This window comes from Trichocoleus sp. ST-U1 (assembly GCF_039961835.1).
Classification (GTDB): domain Bacteria; phylum Cyanobacteriota; class Cyanobacteriia; order Cyanobacteriales; family FACHB-T130; genus FACHB-T130.
Window position 1 is genome coordinate 38,420 of sequence record NZ_JAMPJZ010000039.1, and the last position, 17,418, is coordinate 55,837.

The following is a 17,418-nucleotide window of genomic DNA, read 5'->3' on the forward strand; positions in this document are numbered from 1 at the left end:
GCCGCCTCTAATCGTGCCGCAGACGCCAGTATGCACTAAACTTCTAGAAAACGATTACTGGCATCATCCTGCTAAGCAATGCTTAACGATAGCGAATACCTCAAGAAAGCTGAAGCGACTCGCGTTCGAGTGCTAAGCGAAGCACTACCCTACATCCAGCAATTTGCCGGTCGCACCGTTGTCGTTAAATACGGCGGCGCGGCGATGAAAGACGCTTCGCTCAAAGATAAGGTAATGCGCGACATTGTATTCTTATCCTGTGTAGGCTTGCGTCCCGTCGTGGTACATGGCGGTGGTCCAGAAATAAACTCTTGGCTGGGCAAACTGGGAATCGAACCCCAATTTAAAAATGGCCTGCGCGTGACCGATGCCGCCACAATGGAGGTGGTGGAAATGGTTTTAGTGGGTCGGGTCAATAAAGAAATTGTCTCCTTAATTAACCGTGCTGGCGGTTCCGCTGTTGGACTTTGCGGCACAGATGGCAACTTGATCAAAGCCCGACCAGAAGGGGTAGAGGGCATTGGTTTTGTGGGAGAAGTGAACAGTATTGATATCAAGCTTTTGCAGTCACTGGTCAGTAGCGGATATATCCCTGTAGTGTCTAGCGTGGCAACCGATGACAGTGGACAAGCCTATAACATCAATGCGGATACCGTAGCTGGGGAACTTGCGGCAGCTTTGGGGGCAGAAAAGTTGATTTTGCTCACAGATACAGCAGGGATCTTGCAGGATTATAAAGATCCCTCCACTCTGATTGCCAAAGTGGATATCGCCGAAGCGAGGCGTCTAATTGAGAAGGGTATTGTGGGCGGTGGGATGATTCCCAAGGTGAAATGTTGCGTGCGATCGCTTGCTCAAGGCGTTCGGGCTACTCATATTATTGACGGTCGTATTCCCCACGCACTGCTATTAGAAATTTTCACCGACGCCGGTATCGGCTCGATGATTATCGCCTCTGAGTTTATGACTTAGGGTCTATGACTTAGGCGTGCGCGATTAACGAATAATAATCTGCCTGGGTTGGTTGAAGCGTCTGCGATTGCCTCGCGGATTCACAATCACTGGATTAATCAGGATAGAATCCCGAATCTGGGGATTGATTAAGGTGGGGTTGATCAGTGTCGAGTTGTTGACTCTTCTGTGCGATCCCACCGGGTAGCCGGGATAACTCGGATAGGAGTTGGGATAACCCTGGTAATAGTCGGGATAACTTGGATAGGAGTTGGGATAACCCTGGTAATAGTCGGGATAACTCGGATAGGGATTGGGATTGACTCGGTAGTAATTACTCGATCCGCGATCGCTCATCCCCGTCGTTGGGTTTATCGGAATCGGACTGGGAATCGGACTGCCATAAACAAAGCTACCCGACGACGGCTGGATAACTCCATGCTGGGGAAATCCATAAGTAGGCACGCCTTGCTGAATGATTAATTGTGCCTTGGCTGGGGAAATCGCCCCGGTTAGTACCGTAATGCCCAGGGTCAAGGGTGCTAAGCCGGTGGCAAGGCAAAACCGATGAAAACGATGCAACGGCAGAGGTAGGGTTTTGAGCATGGTTTTACATCCTAATCTTTTGGATGGTGCTAAGTATGAAATTTTGAATGACTTCTTAAGATAAACCCTGGCAAGGCGAGAAAAATTCCCCTCGTTGATTCACCTGAACGGGTGATGTTAGAACAACGAAATAGAAACCACCCCTTACAGACGATAAATCTTCCGATCTGGCAGCTGGCAACTTTTGTCTTTGGATGCTCTGGAAAACCCTGGCAAAGGCAATTGATTTTAGCCGTCTTGATTACAGGATAATCTGCTTCGCTAAAATTTAAAGAGGCTATCGGTGATGACGTACAAAGCACAAAAAAGTTCTCTTTAAATTCAATTGGCACAGTGAATTCAGAAACCCAGGAAATTATTAGAACCGAGTACCAGACTGGCACAGCAGCATTTGAGCGAGGAAATTACCGCCAGTCAGTGCAGCATTTAGAGAAGGCGAGTAGCTTGGTGACTCGAAACTCCCGATTGGGAGGAGAAATCTTGATTTGGCTGGTGACGGCTTACGAAGCAGCAGGACAAACAACAGAAGCGATCGCCCTCTGCAAACAGCTGCGACATCATCCCGATCCACAAACTAGCAAGCAAAGCCGTCGCTTACTCTACATTATGGAAGCCCCGCAACTCAGCAGGCGTCCAGAATGGTTGACAGAGATTCCCGATCTCACAACTCTCGCTGACAGCGAACCGGAATTTCGCCGGGGGAGCAATCTTCAGGGTGCTACGAAAACTCCTCAAAAGCGTCCAGAACCGGAACCCATCGATCTCAGCCAAGTAAATACCAAGGACAATTTGTTTATTTGGGTTGCCTTGGTTGCCATTGGTTTGACACTCGGTGGATTGGCTTGGTTTAATTTTTGAACGCTAATTTTATCTGTGATTGAGTTCTTGTTTGGCTTCCCGCAAACCTTTTTTTATGCCCAATATGGCGTGACTGGATGGGCTTTCCTAGGTTGGGAAAATTCATCTAATCGCAAATCCAGCTTCTGTTTGAGTTGTTGAGGAGATTTTTCTCCAATTAAAAGTCGTAGAACAATTAGCAGCAGTCGGTAAACTTCCTGTCTGTCTTTACAGCGGTATTTAGGGCAGTAGTGCGACGAGTCCCGCTGGTAGCTTTAAGATGGTATGGGTGAAGCGGGAGAACCTGAGATGGTGACTGATGCGACGCTGGAGCAGATTCTGAAATTGGCGAAGGGACGAACCGACTCCGCTGAGGTTTACTATCTATCAAGCCAAGACACACCAGTTGAGTTTGAAAACAATCGCTTAAAATCCCTGCAAACCAAAGCGCTACAAGGAGTAGCGCTGCGGGTGCTACACGAAGGGAGGCTGGGTTTTGCCAGTTCCACTGACTTGACGCGGCTGGAAGATTTGGTGGATGCTGCCGTACAAACTTCAGAAATTGGCGATAAGGCTGAGTTTGAATTTGCTGCGGATGTACAGGTGACGGAACCGGAAAAAAAATATACGCCACCAGCAACCCAGGAATTAGTGGAAGTGGGCGATCGCTTAATTTCTCAAATCCACGACTACAACTCCGATATTCTGGTAGATGTGGGGTTCCACGTCCGGACAAATAACGTAAAAATTGCAACCAGTGCGGATGTCTACGCCTCGCGCACCAGCCAGGTTGTTAGTGCCAGCCTTTCGGGGAATTTGGTACGGGGTGAAGATTTTCTCCAGGTTTATAGCTCCGATATTGCCCGTGAAGGCGTCCCAGATTTTAATCGCCTTCTAGAAGATTTGTTACGAAAATACGCTCTAGCAGAGCAGCCAGCGACCATTCAGAGCGGAGCTTTCCCCGTTCTGTTTAATCCTAGAGCCGCCGCTAGTGCCATCGGACGCCTATTTAAGACGGTTCTCTCCGGTCAAAGTATCGTCCAAAAAGCCTCTCCTCTCGTCGGTAAACTGGGCGAAACCCTCTTTGACGAACGCTTAAATTTATTTGAAGACCCCAGCATCGGGCCATCTGCCTGTGCTTTTGACGATGAAGGCATGCCCACCCGTCGCAAAGTGTTTGTTGAGAAAGGCACAGTGAAAGAATTTTACTGGGATCGGCGCTGGGCAGCCAGGGCTGGCTGTGAGTCAACAGGAAACGGCTTTCGGGGTGGTTTGTCGCGTCCCAGCCCAGAGTTAGTAAATCTCTGCTTTGCGCCTGGGAAGACATCGACAGCGGATTTAATTGCCAGCATGGATGAGGGGGTGATTGTGGATCAGGTTCTCGGTGCTGGACAGTCGAATCAAATGGCGGGAGAGTTTTCTGTCAATCTGGATTTAGGCTACAAGGTAGAAAAAGGTCAGATTGTCGGTCGAGTCAAGAATACGATGGTGGCTGGTAGTATTTTTGAGGCGTTTAAAAATTTGGTGGATTTGGGCGATAAGCCGGAATGGGTAGGTGGGGGTAGTTTCTTGCCGAGTTTGTTGTTCCAGCAGTTGGGTGTAGCGGCGCGGCAAGGGTAACGAACGACTTCCGGCACGAGAGAAGGCAACCAGAGAAGTAAGGAGGAGAGAAAGGCGTGAAGTTAGCTGTGTTGAGTCGGAGTGCGAGGGGTGCTTTCGGTAAAGTATTGCCGAAAATGCGGGTTCTTTGGGCGATGCTGTTAGCGGTCGTATTGCTGTCGGGCTGCGTTCAGTATGATGCTGGGGTGAGGTTCGAGAATCCGAACCGTGGCGAGATTGTCCAGCATATCAAGTTGGGCGAACAACTGACGGCATTGAGCAGCGAGCAGGCACAGGAATGGTTAGATAGCCTTCAGCGTCGGGCGCGACAATTGCAAGGGAAAACGAAGCGCATCTCAAACCAGGAAGTTGTCGTGACAATTCCGTTTGCTAGTGGTGCGGAACTGGAGGAGAAGTTTAACCAGTTTTTTAATCCCCCTGCAAAGAAAGGTTCTCAGGCGGCGACAGATACAGATTTACCAAAGATTAATTCCCACCTGAGTCTGAGACAGGGGAATTTCCTGTTCTGGATACGGAATCACTTAAGCTACGATTTGGATTTGCGATCGCTCGGCGTTCTTTCTACTAACGGTAACGTTATCGTTAGTCCCGGTTCGCTGTTCGATTTGGACTTTAGCTTGAGAACCCCTTGGGGCGCGCGGAGTGTTGAGAAAGCGGAGAATGCACTCAACCCAGTTATCTCAGAGAAAGGACATCTGTTAGTTTGGACGCTCAAACCCGGTGAAGTGAACCATGTTGAGGCGGTATTCTGGCTTCCCAGTCCCCTCGGTATTGGCACCCTCGCAATTATCTTGTTAGTAGTGGCAGGGTTTTATTTGAAATACAACCGAGGCAAGGGAAGCGGTGTCAGTTCTGCACCTCCATCGGTGCCACAGGTGCAGTAAAAGCACGATCGCGCTTTATTCGGAGCTAACAATTCGGAGCTAACAGACTGGGAGCCTAGAACAGCTTACTTGCCGTTCGGAAGCCGCTTCTGGGAATCCCAGTCGCTGGGATAGACATCAGCCTCAGTCTGCGATTTGCGTACTAACAATGTATAAATTTCAGTGGGTATTTCAATCTCCGCTTTGTGCAAGGCTTCTTTAATTGCCTCATTTGCTTTAGAAGTGGTTTCTAAAAACTCCAAACGCCGAGAATTCACCCAAAAGCGGATTTCCAAATTCACCTTTCCAGAATCCAGTTCCCGGACAAGGACTTCTGGCACTGGTTTTGGCTGCACGCCTTTGACTTTAAGAACGGCATCAGTAATCACTTGTTTAGCAGTAGAGATATTGGCACCATAGGCAATGCCAACTGTAACCGAACTGCGGCGGTGCTTGAAAGCTGTGTTATTGATAATGCTGGCAAGGAAAACTTCTTGATTCGGGATATACACTTTCCGCCCATCATAGGTATTTAGAGTGGTTGCCCGCAGTTGGATTTGAGTAACGGTTCCCTCAAATTCCTTGATCGTCACTTGATCGCCTAACCGAAAAGGCCGGGCGGCAAGTAAAATCATCCCAGAAATGTAGTTACTGAAAACCTCTTTGAGGGCGAAACCAATCGCGACGCTGGTGAGTCCTAAGGCTCCCAGTAAGGCTCCAATGTCAAGCCCCAAGACGCCTAGAGCGATGACAGAGCCAATAACCCAGACTCCACCGTATCCCACTCGCCCCATCAGAATTTCAGTGCTGCGATCGCCTTCTGTCTCTTTCTGCGCCCATTTTAAAGCAATGTAACGGACGCCTCTAGCACCTACCCAGGTGATGCCAACGACGACCAATGCCCCTAAAATTAAGGGCAAGCTGCTGATGGCGTCCCGTACCAGATCGCGCACGGTAAGATAAAGTCGCTGTCCGACATCAATGGCTAGGGGGGGTTTTTTGAAAGCTTGATTTAATTGGTTCGCCCATTTCTCGCCAAGCACCTCTACAGACACCCCAAAGTCGCGGGCGTCCTGTTGAGTTACTGACATTAAGACTCGGTTATTGAGTTGTAAGGTGGCTATCTTCCGTGGATTGTCTGGTTTAACGGTGACTTGCCCCAAAGCCTCTGATTGCAGCAGTATACTGGCAATCCGCCGATTGATAATTTGCGATCGCTCTTGAGCGCTGATTCCCGATAAACTACCTACTTGAAAAACTGGGCGTCCTCTGACAACAACATCAGCAAAATATTGTTCTTCAGTTGAAATCCTTACGGGTGTGGATTTTGGCGAGGCAGTCTCCTGGGCGAGTCCAGATGGAATGGTAATGAAGAAAATGCCAGTGATAACCATTAAAATCTGGAGTCGCTGTGAGCCTTGCTGCCAAGTGCAACGATGAAAAAGAATTTTCATATCCATTCCGAAGAACGACCAAATTTAGCATAATTCGCGCATTTGGCATCTGAATTCTTACTATAGATAGGGAATCTTACTCTAAGTTTCAGTTGTTGCATGTCTCTTACCCATACTTGACTTGTTTTCCCTCTATAATATTTGATGCGCGATCGCTTGGTGTTCGTTATTCATTTTTTTATCTATCTTTAGGCGGATGAAAATACTTGATAATTAAAACTCTTTATTTTTAGTAAACTGCAACACTGAATAGTCTTACTCGCTCTGCTACTCTGTTGAAACAAAAATTATTTTAATGGAGAAGCGCAGTGCAAACTTCAACAAAATCCTATCTTCCAGAAGAGCTATGTAAGGCTCCAGATTATCATTTAGCTGAGAATTACCCAAAAGATTTACCAGAAGTTGAAATAGGTTCTACTAAATCTAAATACTTAGACTCCCTAGCACCCATTAGTGCTGTGCAAGTTTTTGAAGACATACCAGGTATAAAAAAATCTACTTTCTCATTTGATACAGAGACAGAGACTTCCTTTGAAGTTTGGACTATTCTACCCAACAGGGTATTACTTCCCGAAGATTTAGAGTTTCTCAAGCAAGACAAGCATCGGGTAGAATTAATCGCGAAACAACTGGTTGAAATTGGTAATTCTTGGCTGAATTCACGAATTTTTGACAAAAAAATAAAAGTTCAAAGTTGGGAGGATATTCTAAGTATTTTGGATAAGTATGAATATGCTTATGATTTAATCGATATTATTGAAGTTCCTTATAAAATTAGTAAAACAAATTTACAAAACGAATCTAGTGAAAAAGCTAAATATTGGAGTATTTCTCCACCGAGTTGGAATATTTCCCTGAAGAAAACTCGCAGTTTTAATGGATGTTATATTGTCGATGACTACAATTCATCTTATAATTTCTCGATAGAAGTTTGGATAGGAATTCCTTTTTTGAAAAATATCCAAACAGGAGAAGTCATTACAAGGGAAAATTTTCAGTGAAGATGCGATTCTACTGGGGAGACGGTAGACTATAGCACGGCAGATGTTGAGAGAACGCTGTCTAAGTCGCGATCGCCTCTACGATAGAAATCATGCGCTACTCTCTGTTAAGTCGGTTTCGCGGCACCTTGTTGGGCGCTGCATTCGGGGATTTCACCCCTTTGAGCAAAAAACAGTCTCAGCAGCCTCCTAGCTGGGGCAAAATGGCAGTTTGGGGTGCAGAAAGCTTAATTGAGCGGGGTAAATTCGATTTCGCAGATTGGCGTCACCTCACGGAAAAATTTTTAGAGATAGACGCGAGCAGTGCTAACACGCCTACGCCAGGAGCGATTATTGCCACACTGCCGATTGTGCTGTTCTCCCATGAATATAAAGCCAAACTGCGGCAAAATTTAGAACAAGTTGTCAGCATCTGGCAAGATGAGCCAGAGTTAAGAGATGGGGCGTTAGCAGTGGGATACGCGATCGCTCAATGCCTTCGAGAAAAACTCAATCGGGCTACTTTGATTCCCAAAACCCTTGCCTTCTTAGGAGATTCCCAGACGCCTCTGGTGCAACAATTAGAGCAAGTCCAAATTTTATTAGCAGAAAATGCGAGCTTAGAAATAGCGATCGCTCAACTATGTCGGAATCCCCAGCCCCAGAGTACCCCCATCGCTCTCGGCTTTTACTGCTTCCTCAGTACTCTAGAAGATTTTCGCCTGAGTGTCGCCCGTGCTGCCCGTAGCGGCTACCAACCCTCGATTACCTGCGCGATCGCGGGTGCTTTATCGGGAGCGTATAACAGTACAGTGGGCATTCCTATGGGATGGCGGCTATCTTGGAATCAACCTAAGTGGGGAATCGCCTCAGATGCTCAGTTGTTTCAACTAGCAGACAATCTCCTTGCTGTTTGGTCTGGTGTTTATGATGCCTCAACAGCAAAGCAAGTCCAGCAAATAAGCGCCGTAGCAGCGCCCCATGTAATTCAACGGCGTTAATTTTTTTTAATACCAGCGATCGCTACTCCATGCAAGCTAAGCTGGTCAAAGAAAATTAAATTTAATCGGATAAATCCCCCAAGGGGGATAGGCAATTTGGGCAGTGTTTTGTAAGGTAGGATGAAGCCAACAAAGGGGTGCCATTAAGGGTAAAGATTGCTGTAAGGTGCCTTTTATGAATGCCAATCTACTTTTCGCTACCATCACTCCTGTCGCCTAAAACGACAGCCATACTATAAACATGAAGACGCTTCAGTCATTGACGCACCAGCTTGATCAATGGCGGCGGACGTACCAGCCCCTTCGCAGTCTTTTACCATCCCGACTTTTTGATTCGCCTGCCGCTATACCAGGGCAAGGTCTAGGATTAGGTCTTGGCGCTACTCTCCAAAACCGCAGAAACCGTCCTCGGATCGTTTGGCTGCTGGCAGTGGTGTCCCTCACCGGAACAATGGGGCAGCGCTACTACAATGCGCCAAAGCTCGCCGTCGGCAAGATAGCACCGCAGACGATTCGGGCAACCTTTGACGCTAATGTCGTAGATACTTTCACCACAGAAGAAAAACGGAAGGCAGCCCGCACAGGTGCCGTGCCCGTCTTGACGATCCAGCAAGACGTAACCGAACAAGTTTACGATGATTTGGAGCGATCCCTTCGTACCGCCGACGACCTCCGACAACTAGCCGGTTCTTTTCCAATGGTTCCGACTGCCATATTGTCTGCTGCCACTCAGATTGACCTCCGCAAGTGCGCGGAGTGGGAGTGGCGCTCCATATTGGCAGCGGTGGACACTGACATGAAAGTGAATCAATCCCAGTCAGGGTTATTGCCAGATGCCAACGGTCAATCGAATATTTCCGCAACACCTGCTGTCGCCGAACTCCAAGCTTACCATCAGGCCGCAAGTCCTCAAGATTTTTTAGCCCTAATAAGCACGATTAACCAAGCCCGCGCGCAATACGCCAAAGCTGTCGCCGCCTTCTCAGATGGCAATCCAGAAAGGCGCTACGATGCCTCCCTGCTTGACTTGTCAAATGAAGCTTGGCAGCAAACAAAAACCGGCATCCCCCAGGTTGCCGAACGGATGCTCACCCAAGGGATTCCCCCAGGCTTGCCTGACAGTATCTTACAGCAAGCGTTGAGAGTGCAAATGAATTTGCTCGTTCCCCCGGAAGCTGAGCCGGTGGCAACCCAAATGTTGCTCTGGGGACTGCGCCCCAACTTAATAGAAGATCCAGAACAAACGAAACAACTGGCAGAACAGGCAGCAAAAGCGGTGGCACTGCAAACGATCGCAGTTCGGCAGGATGAGGTGATTGTCCGCGCCGGTGAAACCATCTCCCAGGCAGATTTTGTGCTGTTAGAGTATTTTCAATTAAGCCGCCGGAGCCTTAGCTGGTCTGGATTGATTGGTTTTGGAATTCTGGTCACGGGTGGCGTGTGTACGTTCTGGCGGGTGGAACGGCGATTTAATCCCCAAATCCGGCAACGAGATCACTTGCTGATATTGCTGCTGACTTTGAGTACGCCAGTGCTAGTGAGTTTGGGTATTCGCTATACGAATTTGCCAGCAGTTGGTTTATTGGTGGGCAGTTTCTACGGTTCTGCGTTGGGTGTCACCGTTGTGGGACTGCTGGGTGGCGTGTTATCGGTTAGCCTGCCCATTACTTGGGATTGTTTGGTGGCGGGTGCTGCGGGTGGAATTATGATGAGCTTACTGGCAGGGAAAATGCGATCGCGCGAAGAACTCGCTTTCCTTGGCGTTGGCGTCGGATTAACTCAAGGCACTGTCTACCTGATTGTAAATCTGATTCTCGGTGCCGCAACGGGTTCAATTTGGTACACCGTACTCCAAGAAGCTGCCTTATGCGGTTTTTCCGGTTTAGCCTGGAGTATTGTAGCGCTGGGTTTGAGTCCCTATCTAGAACACGTATTTGACTTGGTGACGCCGATTCGGCTGGCGGAACTCGCGAACCCCAACCGTCCCTTGTTGAAACGTTTAGCCGCTCAAGCGCCCGGAACTTTCCAACATACGCTGTTCGTTTCCACCCTAGCAGAAGCCGCAGCGCGGGAACTGGGCTGCAATGTGGAACTCGTTCGAGCCGGTACTTTGTACCACGATATTGGGAAAATGCACGATCCATTAGGATTTATTGAAAATCAGATGGGTGGTCCCAACAAGCATGATGAAATTAATGACCCCTGGAAGAGTGCTGAGATTATCAAAAAACACGTGACTGAGGGCATGGTAATGGCGCGGCGATGCCGTTTGCCCAAGGCAATTCAGGGGTTTATCCCGGAACACCAGGGAACAATGTTGATTGCCTATTTTTATCACCAAGCGCAGCAGATAGCCGAGAAAGACCCCACTAAAATTGTGCGGGAGGAAGATTTCCGCTATGACGGGCCGATTCCTCAGTCGCGAGAAACGGGGATAATGATGTTGGCAGATTCCTGTGAGGCAGCATTGCGATCGCTTAAAGATGCGACTCCAGAACAAGCCCTCTCCATGATTAACAAAATTCTCCGCGCCCGTTGGCAAGACAGCCAGTTAGCTGAGTCTGGGTTAACGCGAGAAGAACTATCCCGCATTGCGGAAGTTTTCGTCCAAGTCTGGCAACAATATAATCACCAACGCATTGCTTATCCCAAATTTACGGTTAGCTCAGACAAAGGATGTAAAGCATCCGTTTAATAGAAGAGGATTCGCGTAGCTGCGCTCTACTTCGCAGGCTGAGAAAAACACAATTAGCAATTCGCTGCTGAGAAATAACCTTGAAGCAGTCCAATTACGACTTCTGGTTGCTCTAAATGAGGTAGCACTCCCGTTCCTACAATTGGCTGAAACCGGCGAATTGCTTTTGGATTGAGTGCAGCCAAACGTTTCCCTAGATTCACACTGATAAACTGTGCCTGTTCACCCCACAGGATAAAAGTCGGCACCGTCAATTGCTGAATATACAGGGCAAGGTCAAAATAAAGGTCGCCCCGTAAAAACGCCAGCGCCGCGTATTCTGCATTCGGCTGCTGTGCTGACGCCAAATAAGCCTCTACTATCTCTTCAGACAATCGTTCTAGCTGAGCAAACAAGAAGCGTTCCAGAAAACTCCGCACCGCCACTTCGTTTGTCGCGCCAAGGGTATAAATTAGCTTATCTAACAGCGGCGTCCCAATTACTTGAAGCGGTAATCTGCGCCCAGCATCTTGCCCAAAATCGGCAAACCCAGATGGACAGACTAAAAATAGCGTTTGGAATAACTCCGGACGTTCAGTTGCCAGACGGATTGTGAAACCCGCCGTCAGCAAAGATGCCACCACTTTTACCGGGGTAAAGCTTTGCTCTCCTCCAGAAATCGCAATTTTCTCAATAAACTCCGTCAGCGTCTTCAAATAGTCTGCAATTTGATAATCTCGGACTGGATGAGCTGACTCTCCCCAACCAATTAAATCTGGTGCGAATATGCGGTGAGTCGTTGCAAAAGCCGGGTACACCTTCGACCACTCGTAGGCAGAAGCTCCGCCACCAAAGCCATGCAGGAAGATTAACGGTGGCAATTCAGCTTGTCGTTGCCCTAACCACGAGTCCTCTACTGCGGTATAGTAAACCATCGAACCGAGGGAGGTTTCTATGACTTTTTGCTCAAAACCAGGCGGCTGAAACTGAAGCATAAGCGCTAACAAACCTTAAGCTTACATCTTTAATTTTGCGTACTTTTGCGCTTACCTTTGCGCTCTTTGCGTTAAAAGACAGCCAATTTTGGACTAAAGGAAATAGTAACCGATGAATCTGCATTTGCTGGAGCAAAATCTATGGCAATTACAGTTGCGTAAGCATCAATCGCTGATGCTGGCACAGTAATTGTTACCTCACCCAACGGATCGGGATTGGAAAGAGTGAGTCGGCGATCGCATCCTCATCCCCATTTGTTCAAACGTCAGTATCGCCATAAGTTTGCCTCCAGCTTTCTGCTTGCTGAAATTTGATGCCTGCGGCTTTTGCGGCATTCCTATCATCTGAGCGATCGCCTACCATTAACACTTTGTCTGGCAAGTGTTTTTCTATCGCCAAATTCAGCATTCCTGGATTCGGTTTGCGAAACTTCCCAGATTCAGGGTGTTGGCTGTGGTTAACAATATCGCTGGGGGTTACGCAAAAACACTTTTTTCCTTCAAAGTCAGGACAGAAATAAATTTCTTCTATCTCTGGTAATAATCCCAAAGTGTATTGCTGCTCTTTAATGCAACTTTGCAGAGATTTTTTACCACTGGCGACGCCCCCTTGATTGGTTACGCCGACAATTTTCCAGCCAGTCGCGGCAAAGTAAGCGATCGCTCCCTCAGCGCCTTTAATAATCTGCTGATCGCCGGGACGCTGGATAAACTTGTTATCTGAGAGTGGCGAGCGCACCGTGCCATCAAGATCGAGGATGAGTAAATTAGTCTCAGCATTGACGGCTGAAGGATCTTGCTCCATTAGAGAGTTGTTTTCAAATTAGTGGGCTATTAAACAAAGATAAAGGGAATCAGCTAAAAACGTGAATTTTACAAGAAAATGACGAATCAAAATAACCGAGCTAAATGGGATTTCGGCAGATTTTTGCAAACGCTGACCTATTTCGAGGTGATTCCTTTCTTCAACTGCCTTCAGCGGTTGCTGCAAGGTCGCACCAAGGATAATCAAGACAAATCTACTGGAGGAAAGCGCGTGGGAGTGATACTGGTTGCTGGGGCGACGGGTGGTGTCGGTAAACGAGTCGTGCAGCGACTGGTTGAACGGGGTTATCCAGTGCGTGCCCTCGTCAGAAATACTCAGAAAGCGCAGGAAATGCTGGGCGACAACGTAGAACTCTTTGAGGGAGACATCACCATCCCAGAAACATTGACTCCGGAAATGATGTCGAACGTTAGTGCTGTAATTTGTTGCACTGGGGTTCGGGTGCAGCCAGTCGAGGGCGATACACCAGATCGGGCGAAGTATTATCAGGGTATCAAGTTTTATATGCCCGAAGTCGTTGACAGCCCGGAAATCGTGGATTATCAAGGCATCCAGAACTTAGTGCAAGTTGCTGCCAACTCCTTCACTCCTCTTACGGAGGGGGGATCTGTCGAAAAAGTGGTGTTTGATTTTAGCAACCCCTCCGATGACATCAAAGATACATGGGGTGCGGTGGATGATGTCGTTATGGGTGGCGTAAGCCAGAGTGCGATGCAACTGGTAGAAGGCACAGCGCTGTTTGCTGGCAACGTGTCAACCGACAACTCTGGTGGCTTTGCTTCCGTTCGTACCCGTAACTTTGACACTCCGATGAATTTGGCAGCATACGAGGGTGTGGAATTGCGCGTCAGAGGCGATGGAAAACGCTACAAATTTTTTATCCGCACCGAATCCAGATGGGATGGCGTTGCTTATTCTTATTCTTTTGATACCGTAGCAAATACCTGGATCGATGTTCGCGTTCCCTTCGCTGACTTAACTCCTGTGTTTCGCGCCAAAACTTTGCAAGATGGCGAAGCAATTAACCCTAGCAAAATTTGCTCGTTCCAGTTGATGCTGAGCAAGTTTGAATACGACGGAGAATTAAATCCAAAGTTTTCACCGGGAGGCTTTGCTTTGCAGGTGGAATCTATCAAAGCTTATGGCGGCGCGATGCCTCAATTTATCATGGTCAGTTCGGCAGGTGTAACTCGTCCCGGTCGTCCTGGAATTAATTTAGAGGAAGAACCACCAGCGGTGAGAATGAATGACCAACTAGGAGGAATCCTTACTTGGAAATTGCGCGGGGAAGAAAGTATCCGTGAAAGTGGTATTCCTTACACAATTATCAGACCTTGTGCTTTGACGGAAGAACCAGGAGGCAAGGCGTTAATTTTCGAGCAAGGTGATAATATTCGGGGCAAAGTGAGCCGGGAAGATATTGCCGAATTGTGCGTGCGATCGCTAGAAGAACCGAAAGCGTGTAATCTCACCTTTGAGGTAAAAGAGGCAGAAGATAGCCAAAATCCCGACTGGGAAAGCTTATTCTCCAGCTTGCAAAGCGATCGCATTGCAGCAATCAAATCGTAAAACAAATAGACTTCTTGCCTCTGCGGTTTTATAAAAAACTCCGTGCAAGAAGTCTACTATCTTTACAAACATTTGCTTGTCCCTACTTTATTCCCTCAAATTGTCCTAGAAAAGTTGGTTGAGGACGGAGAAGATTCACCTCTAAAACGGCTTTCACCGTCGCGAGTGCTTCCCGCGTTGTATAAGATTTCATCACCCCATCTCCATACCGTCCCCAATCGGGTGTACCCAAGCCGATCGCATTCACACCTAATTGACGGCAAGTATACACGGCGCGTGACAGGTGGAACTGCTGCGTGATGACAACCGCCTGTGTCACCCCAAAAATCTCTCGTGCGCGATAGCAACTTTCATAAGTGCTGAAACCAGCATAATCCAGAGTAATATCAGCAGCCGGTACACCGCGATCGCTCGCGTAGCGCTGCATTACGCTCACTTCATCGTAGTCGGTGCGGCTATTATCGCCCGTCATCAACAGTTTTTTAACCCGACCCATCTGATAAAGTTGCACAGCCGCTTTCACCCGATCGGCTAGCATCGGTGTGGGGCTACCGTCGGGCAATACGCCTGCACCAAGAACAATGGCGACACGCTCAGCCGGAACTTGGGCAGGATCGGTATAGCGATCGCTTCTGGTAACTGCATTCACATAGTAAATCGTCGCTGGAGCGATCGCGGCACTTCCCAACAAGAGGAGCAGAAAAACACGACGCCAGTTAGACAAAAACCATTGACGCACGCTCACTCAAACTCCCCTCAAAGGTTATCAGAAATCTGTTCTAGCTAGCCTCAAGGAATTGCATCCCAACTCCGGAAAATATCAATCGGTCAAAATAACCCCTTAAAAAGAAAAACCCCTGGCTTGTCTCCAGGGGTAAACATCAGGGTGCATCTAACTAATCTTTGTTTTACATAGACAACGTAGCTATATCCGGAAGAAATCTGATTTCTATATCTCAACGTCTTCAGTTGTTCTTCCGAGCAGAATTTGAAAGATTAATGAGCGAATCAACTTTGTCTAATTAGGCAGAGTAGGAACCGCCCAGCCTGTCTAATCCACGTTTCACGCTGCTGTAGCAGTGGCAAAGAACAACTTCTCCAAGTTTTGTGGCTGCATAAATGCTACGTATTGAGGGGCAATCTCTGGGGGTAGCAGTTCAATCAATAGCTTGTTCTCAATCCACAACTCGATCACATCAAAAAACGAGTCCCGGTTACAGCGCAGCACGCGCCAGCCTTCACGGGTGGCAATTTTCTCAATCTGTTCTTGGCTCGTCGGTACAGATATGGCAGCATGGGTAGCTGTAAACGGTGAGTACAAAACGTTTTGAATGAATGCTGCCTGCTCGTAACCTTCACCAGGTATCATTTCGGTACCAACCGGATAAATCTCAATCATCGTCCCGTACTCATCGCAGGCGATAACGATATAACTGCCTGGGTTTGGTGGGAATGGGGCAACCTTTCCATTCCATATCTCTGCAAAGACATTGGCGACGTGAAGGGGATTTTCAGCGGGGAGAGAAATGTGGTGAATCATAGAGAGTGACTGCTCCTGAAGGAATCGCTGCAAGAATTTAAATCGGTACTTCTGAAACATCCAGATGAGTCATTGAAATTTCGCAAACAGCCAGGTTGTTGCCGCAAATTTCACCCGATTGGGTGAGTTTTCATCACCCGATTGCATGACTTAGATCAAGCTGAATCCACTTAAATCTCTCGTACGCGATCGCTTCCGGGTCGAATTCAGGACTCTTGGAACTGAAAATAAAGCTAACAGTAGCACCGCTCTGTTTTTAAGGGAAATTTCTGGTTGGATAGAGTGTTTTGATAAATCTTTGCGCGATCGCCTTGATCTGAAGCACCATTAACCTTTGACGCCGCTCCCTGCATCTGTCGGCACAATATATCGCTGCAAAAAGAGGAAGACAAGCAGCACTGGAGTAATGGAAATGACAGAACCCGCTGCAACCAGTCGCCAATCTAGAGATAATGCCCCGGCAAGGGTGGCGACGCCTAAGGGGAGGGTGTAATATTCGGGTCGGTCAAGGACAATTAAGGGCCAGAGGAAGTCACTCCAAGAACCGATAAAGACAAAAATTGCCAGAGTCACCAGTGCTGGGCGAATTGCCGGAAGCATGACGTGCCACCACAAGCCTAGCTCCGAACAGCCATCCATCCGAGCGGCTTCTTCCAGTTCTTTGGGAACGCCCTGAAATGCTTGCCGCAGTAGGAAAATCCCGAAGGCAGAGGCGATGCTTGGCAAAATAACACCCAAATAGGTATTTCTCAAACCTAGCTGTACGGTCAAGATGTACAGGGGAATCATCACAATTTGGAACGGAATCATAATCGTGGAGACAACAGCCGCAAAAACCATGTCTCGTCCCCGAAAATCCAGCCGTGCCAAGGGGTAAGCGGCAAGCGAGCAGAATAGCAGATTTAAGCCCACTGTCAGCACTGCCACCAGGGTACTGTTGAACAAATACTGACCAAAGGGATTGGTTTGCCAAACGGTGATGAAGTTCTGGAATGTCGGCTCTTGTGGCACTATCTGGGGTGGGAACTGAAAGATATTTTCAGTGGGAGATTTTAAGGAAGTACTGATGAGCCAAAGTAGAGGAAAAAGCATCACTAGCGCGATCGCTCCCAGGAACCCATACATCCAAAAAGTTTTAACTTTTGAGTTTTGAGTTGTAAAAAGGCGATATATCACGTTTGTTTTTTGAGTTTTGGAATTTATCATTGGGCGACAATAGCTGTTTTCTTTAATTGGAATCAGTCAATAAAAAAATAAATAAATAATTATTTCTATTATTATTATTATTAATTTATGATGTTTATTTTTGGAAAAAATCTTGCTTTTAATCTAATTAAGTGCTTAAGCAAAATTAATTACATATTCGGTTCCGACTTTTTTAGCACATTTTTGACATACTTTACTAAACTTTTCCAGTCCCGATAAGCCTCTATCTCTATCCATTCATATTTCATAAACTTCCATAAGATTTCAATTAAGTTGAGTTCGGGTGAATAAGGGGG

Annotated in this window: 15 protein-coding genes and 1 pseudogene; 8 read left to right on the forward strand and 8 right to left on the reverse strand. The window is 47.5% G+C overall.

Annotated features, from left to right (window positions below; genetic code table 11):
- Positions 1-78 precede the first annotated feature (78 nt).
- A complete protein-coding gene (gene argB, locus NDA06_RS15240) occupies positions 79-972 on the forward strand; it encodes an acetylglutamate kinase (protein WP_190410667.1) in 894 nt (297 codons plus the stop codon).
- 24 nt (positions 973-996) lie between these two features.
- Here argB and NDA06_RS15245 read toward each other — a convergent pair whose 3' ends face one another.
- Positions 997-1,557: a hypothetical protein gene (locus NDA06_RS15245; protein ID WP_190535392.1), complete on the reverse strand. Its 561-nt coding sequence runs from the start codon at positions 1,555-1,557 to the stop codon at positions 997-999.
- 333 nt (positions 1,558-1,890) lie between these two features.
- Here NDA06_RS15245 and NDA06_RS15250 point away from each other — a divergent pair, with 333 nt between their 5' ends.
- The 3 genes from NDA06_RS15250 (at position 1,891) to NDA06_RS15260 (ending at position 4,898) form a co-directional block, all read left to right on the forward strand.
- A complete protein-coding gene (locus tag NDA06_RS15250; protein ID WP_190410669.1) occupies positions 1,891-2,415 on the forward strand; it encodes a tetratricopeptide repeat protein in 525 nt (174 codons plus the stop codon).
- Positions 2,416-2,706: 291 nt separating this feature from the next.
- Positions 2,707-4,014: a metallopeptidase TldD-related protein gene (locus tag NDA06_RS15255; RefSeq protein WP_190986424.1), complete on the forward strand. Its 1,308-nt coding sequence runs from the start codon at positions 2,707-2,709 to the stop codon at positions 4,012-4,014.
- Positions 4,015-4,070: 56 nt separating this feature from the next.
- The gene (locus tag NDA06_RS15260) at positions 4,071-4,898 is read left to right on the forward strand and encodes a DUF3153 domain-containing protein (RefSeq protein WP_347277042.1); all 828 of its coding nucleotides are present in this window, start codon (positions 4,071-4,073) and stop codon (positions 4,896-4,898) included.
- Positions 4,899-4,963: 65 nt separating this feature from the next.
- On the opposite strand, the gene NDA06_RS15265 is transcribed toward NDA06_RS15260, so the two are convergent.
- Positions 4,964-6,331 carry a mechanosensitive ion channel family protein gene (locus NDA06_RS15265; protein ID WP_190986414.1) on the reverse strand — a complete coding sequence of 456 codons (1,368 nt, stop codon included), beginning with the start codon at positions 6,329-6,331 and terminating at the stop codon, positions 4,964-4,966.
- A 308-nt stretch (positions 6,332-6,639) separates the two neighbouring features.
- Between NDA06_RS15265 and NDA06_RS15270 the strand changes: the two genes are divergently transcribed.
- From NDA06_RS15270 to NDA06_RS15280, 3 genes are all read left to right on the forward strand, one after another.
- Positions 6,640-7,332, forward strand: a complete 693-nt coding sequence (locus NDA06_RS15270; RefSeq protein WP_190530352.1) for a hypothetical protein — start codon at positions 6,640-6,642, stop codon at positions 7,330-7,332.
- Between the two features lie 92 nt (positions 7,333-7,424).
- Positions 7,425-8,312, forward strand: a complete 888-nt coding sequence (locus NDA06_RS15275) for an ADP-ribosylglycohydrolase family protein (protein ID WP_190986415.1) — start codon at positions 7,425-7,427, stop codon at positions 8,310-8,312.
- Positions 8,313-8,553: 241 nt separating this feature from the next.
- Positions 8,554-11,007 (forward strand): HD family phosphohydrolase, encoded by a 2,454-nt coding sequence (locus NDA06_RS15280; protein ID WP_190986416.1) that lies wholly within the window; start codon positions 8,554-8,556, stop codon positions 11,005-11,007.
- 53 nt (positions 11,008-11,060) lie between these two features.
- On the opposite strand, the gene NDA06_RS15285 is transcribed toward NDA06_RS15280, so the two are convergent.
- Together NDA06_RS15285 and NDA06_RS15290 are read right to left on the reverse strand one after the other, a co-directional pair.
- Positions 11,061-11,981 carry an alpha/beta hydrolase gene (locus tag NDA06_RS15285; RefSeq protein WP_190986417.1) on the reverse strand — a complete coding sequence of 307 codons (921 nt, stop codon included), beginning with the start codon at positions 11,979-11,981 and terminating at the stop codon, positions 11,061-11,063.
- A gap of 259 nt (positions 11,982-12,240) precedes the next feature.
- Entirely contained in the window at positions 12,241-12,786 is a 546-nt protein-coding gene (locus tag NDA06_RS15290) for an HAD-IIIA family hydrolase (protein ID WP_190986418.1), read from the reverse strand.
- A 78-nt stretch (positions 12,787-12,864) separates the two neighbouring features.
- On the opposite strand from NDA06_RS15290, the gene NDA06_RS15295 reads away from it, so the two are divergent.
- Entirely contained in the window at positions 12,865-14,376 is a 1,512-nt protein-coding gene (locus NDA06_RS15295; RefSeq protein ID WP_190986419.1) for a CIA30 family protein, read from the forward strand.
- Between the two features lie 82 nt (positions 14,377-14,458).
- Here NDA06_RS15295 and NDA06_RS15300 read toward each other — a convergent pair whose 3' ends face one another.
- The 4 genes and pseudogenes from NDA06_RS15300 to NDA06_RS15315 all read right to left on the reverse strand — a co-directional run.
- Positions 14,459-15,076 carry an ElyC/SanA/YdcF family protein gene (locus NDA06_RS15300; RefSeq protein WP_242047503.1) on the reverse strand — a complete coding sequence of 206 codons (618 nt, stop codon included), beginning with the start codon at positions 15,074-15,076 and terminating at the stop codon, positions 14,459-14,461.
- 363 nt (positions 15,077-15,439) lie between these two features.
- A complete protein-coding gene (locus NDA06_RS15305) occupies positions 15,440-15,916 on the reverse strand; it encodes a hypothetical protein (protein ID WP_190986420.1) in 477 nt (158 codons plus the stop codon).
- Between the two features lie 327 nt (positions 15,917-16,243).
- Entirely contained in the window at positions 16,244-17,041 is a 798-nt protein-coding gene (locus tag NDA06_RS15310) for a carbohydrate ABC transporter permease (protein ID WP_242030340.1), read from the reverse strand.
- A 216-nt stretch (positions 17,042-17,257) separates the two neighbouring features.
- A pseudogene (locus NDA06_RS15315) lies at positions 17,258-17,418 on the reverse strand (transposase); the annotation flags it as partial.

What these genes read in the sequence shown, in the direction of transcription:
- argB (WP_190410667.1), top strand. Translation starts at nt 79, where the DNA reads ATGCTTAACGATAGCGAATACCTCAAGAAAGCTGAAGCGACTCGCGTT.
- NDA06_RS15245 (WP_190535392.1), bottom strand. Translation starts at nt 1,557, where the DNA reads ATGCTCAAAACCCTACCTCTGCCGTTGCATCGTTTTCATCGGTTTTGC.
- NDA06_RS15265 (WP_190986414.1), bottom strand. Translation starts at nt 6,331, where the DNA reads ATGAAAATTCTTTTTCATCGTTGCACTTGGCAGCAAGGCTCACAGCGA.
- NDA06_RS15275 (WP_190986415.1), top strand. Translation starts at nt 7,425, where the DNA reads ATGCGCTACTCTCTGTTAAGTCGGTTTCGCGGCACCTTGTTGGGCGCT.
- NDA06_RS15280 (WP_190986416.1), top strand. Translation starts at nt 8,554, where the DNA reads ATGAAGACGCTTCAGTCATTGACGCACCAGCTTGATCAATGGCGGCGG.
- NDA06_RS15285 (WP_190986417.1), bottom strand. Translation starts at nt 11,981, where the DNA reads ATGCTTCAGTTTCAGCCGCCTGGTTTTGAGCAAAAAGTCATAGAAACC.
- NDA06_RS15290 (WP_190986418.1), bottom strand. Translation starts at nt 12,786, where the DNA reads ATGGAGCAAGATCCTTCAGCCGTCAATGCTGAGACTAATTTACTCATC.
- NDA06_RS15295 (WP_190986419.1), top strand. Translation starts at nt 12,865, where the DNA reads ATGACGAATCAAAATAACCGAGCTAAATGGGATTTCGGCAGATTTTTG.
- NDA06_RS15305 (WP_190986420.1), bottom strand. Translation starts at nt 15,916, where the DNA reads ATGATTCACCACATTTCTCTCCCCGCTGAAAATCCCCTTCACGTCGCC.
- NDA06_RS15310 (WP_242030340.1), bottom strand. Translation starts at nt 17,041, where the DNA reads ATGTATGGGTTCCTGGGAGCGATCGCGCTAGTGATGCTTTTTCCTCTA.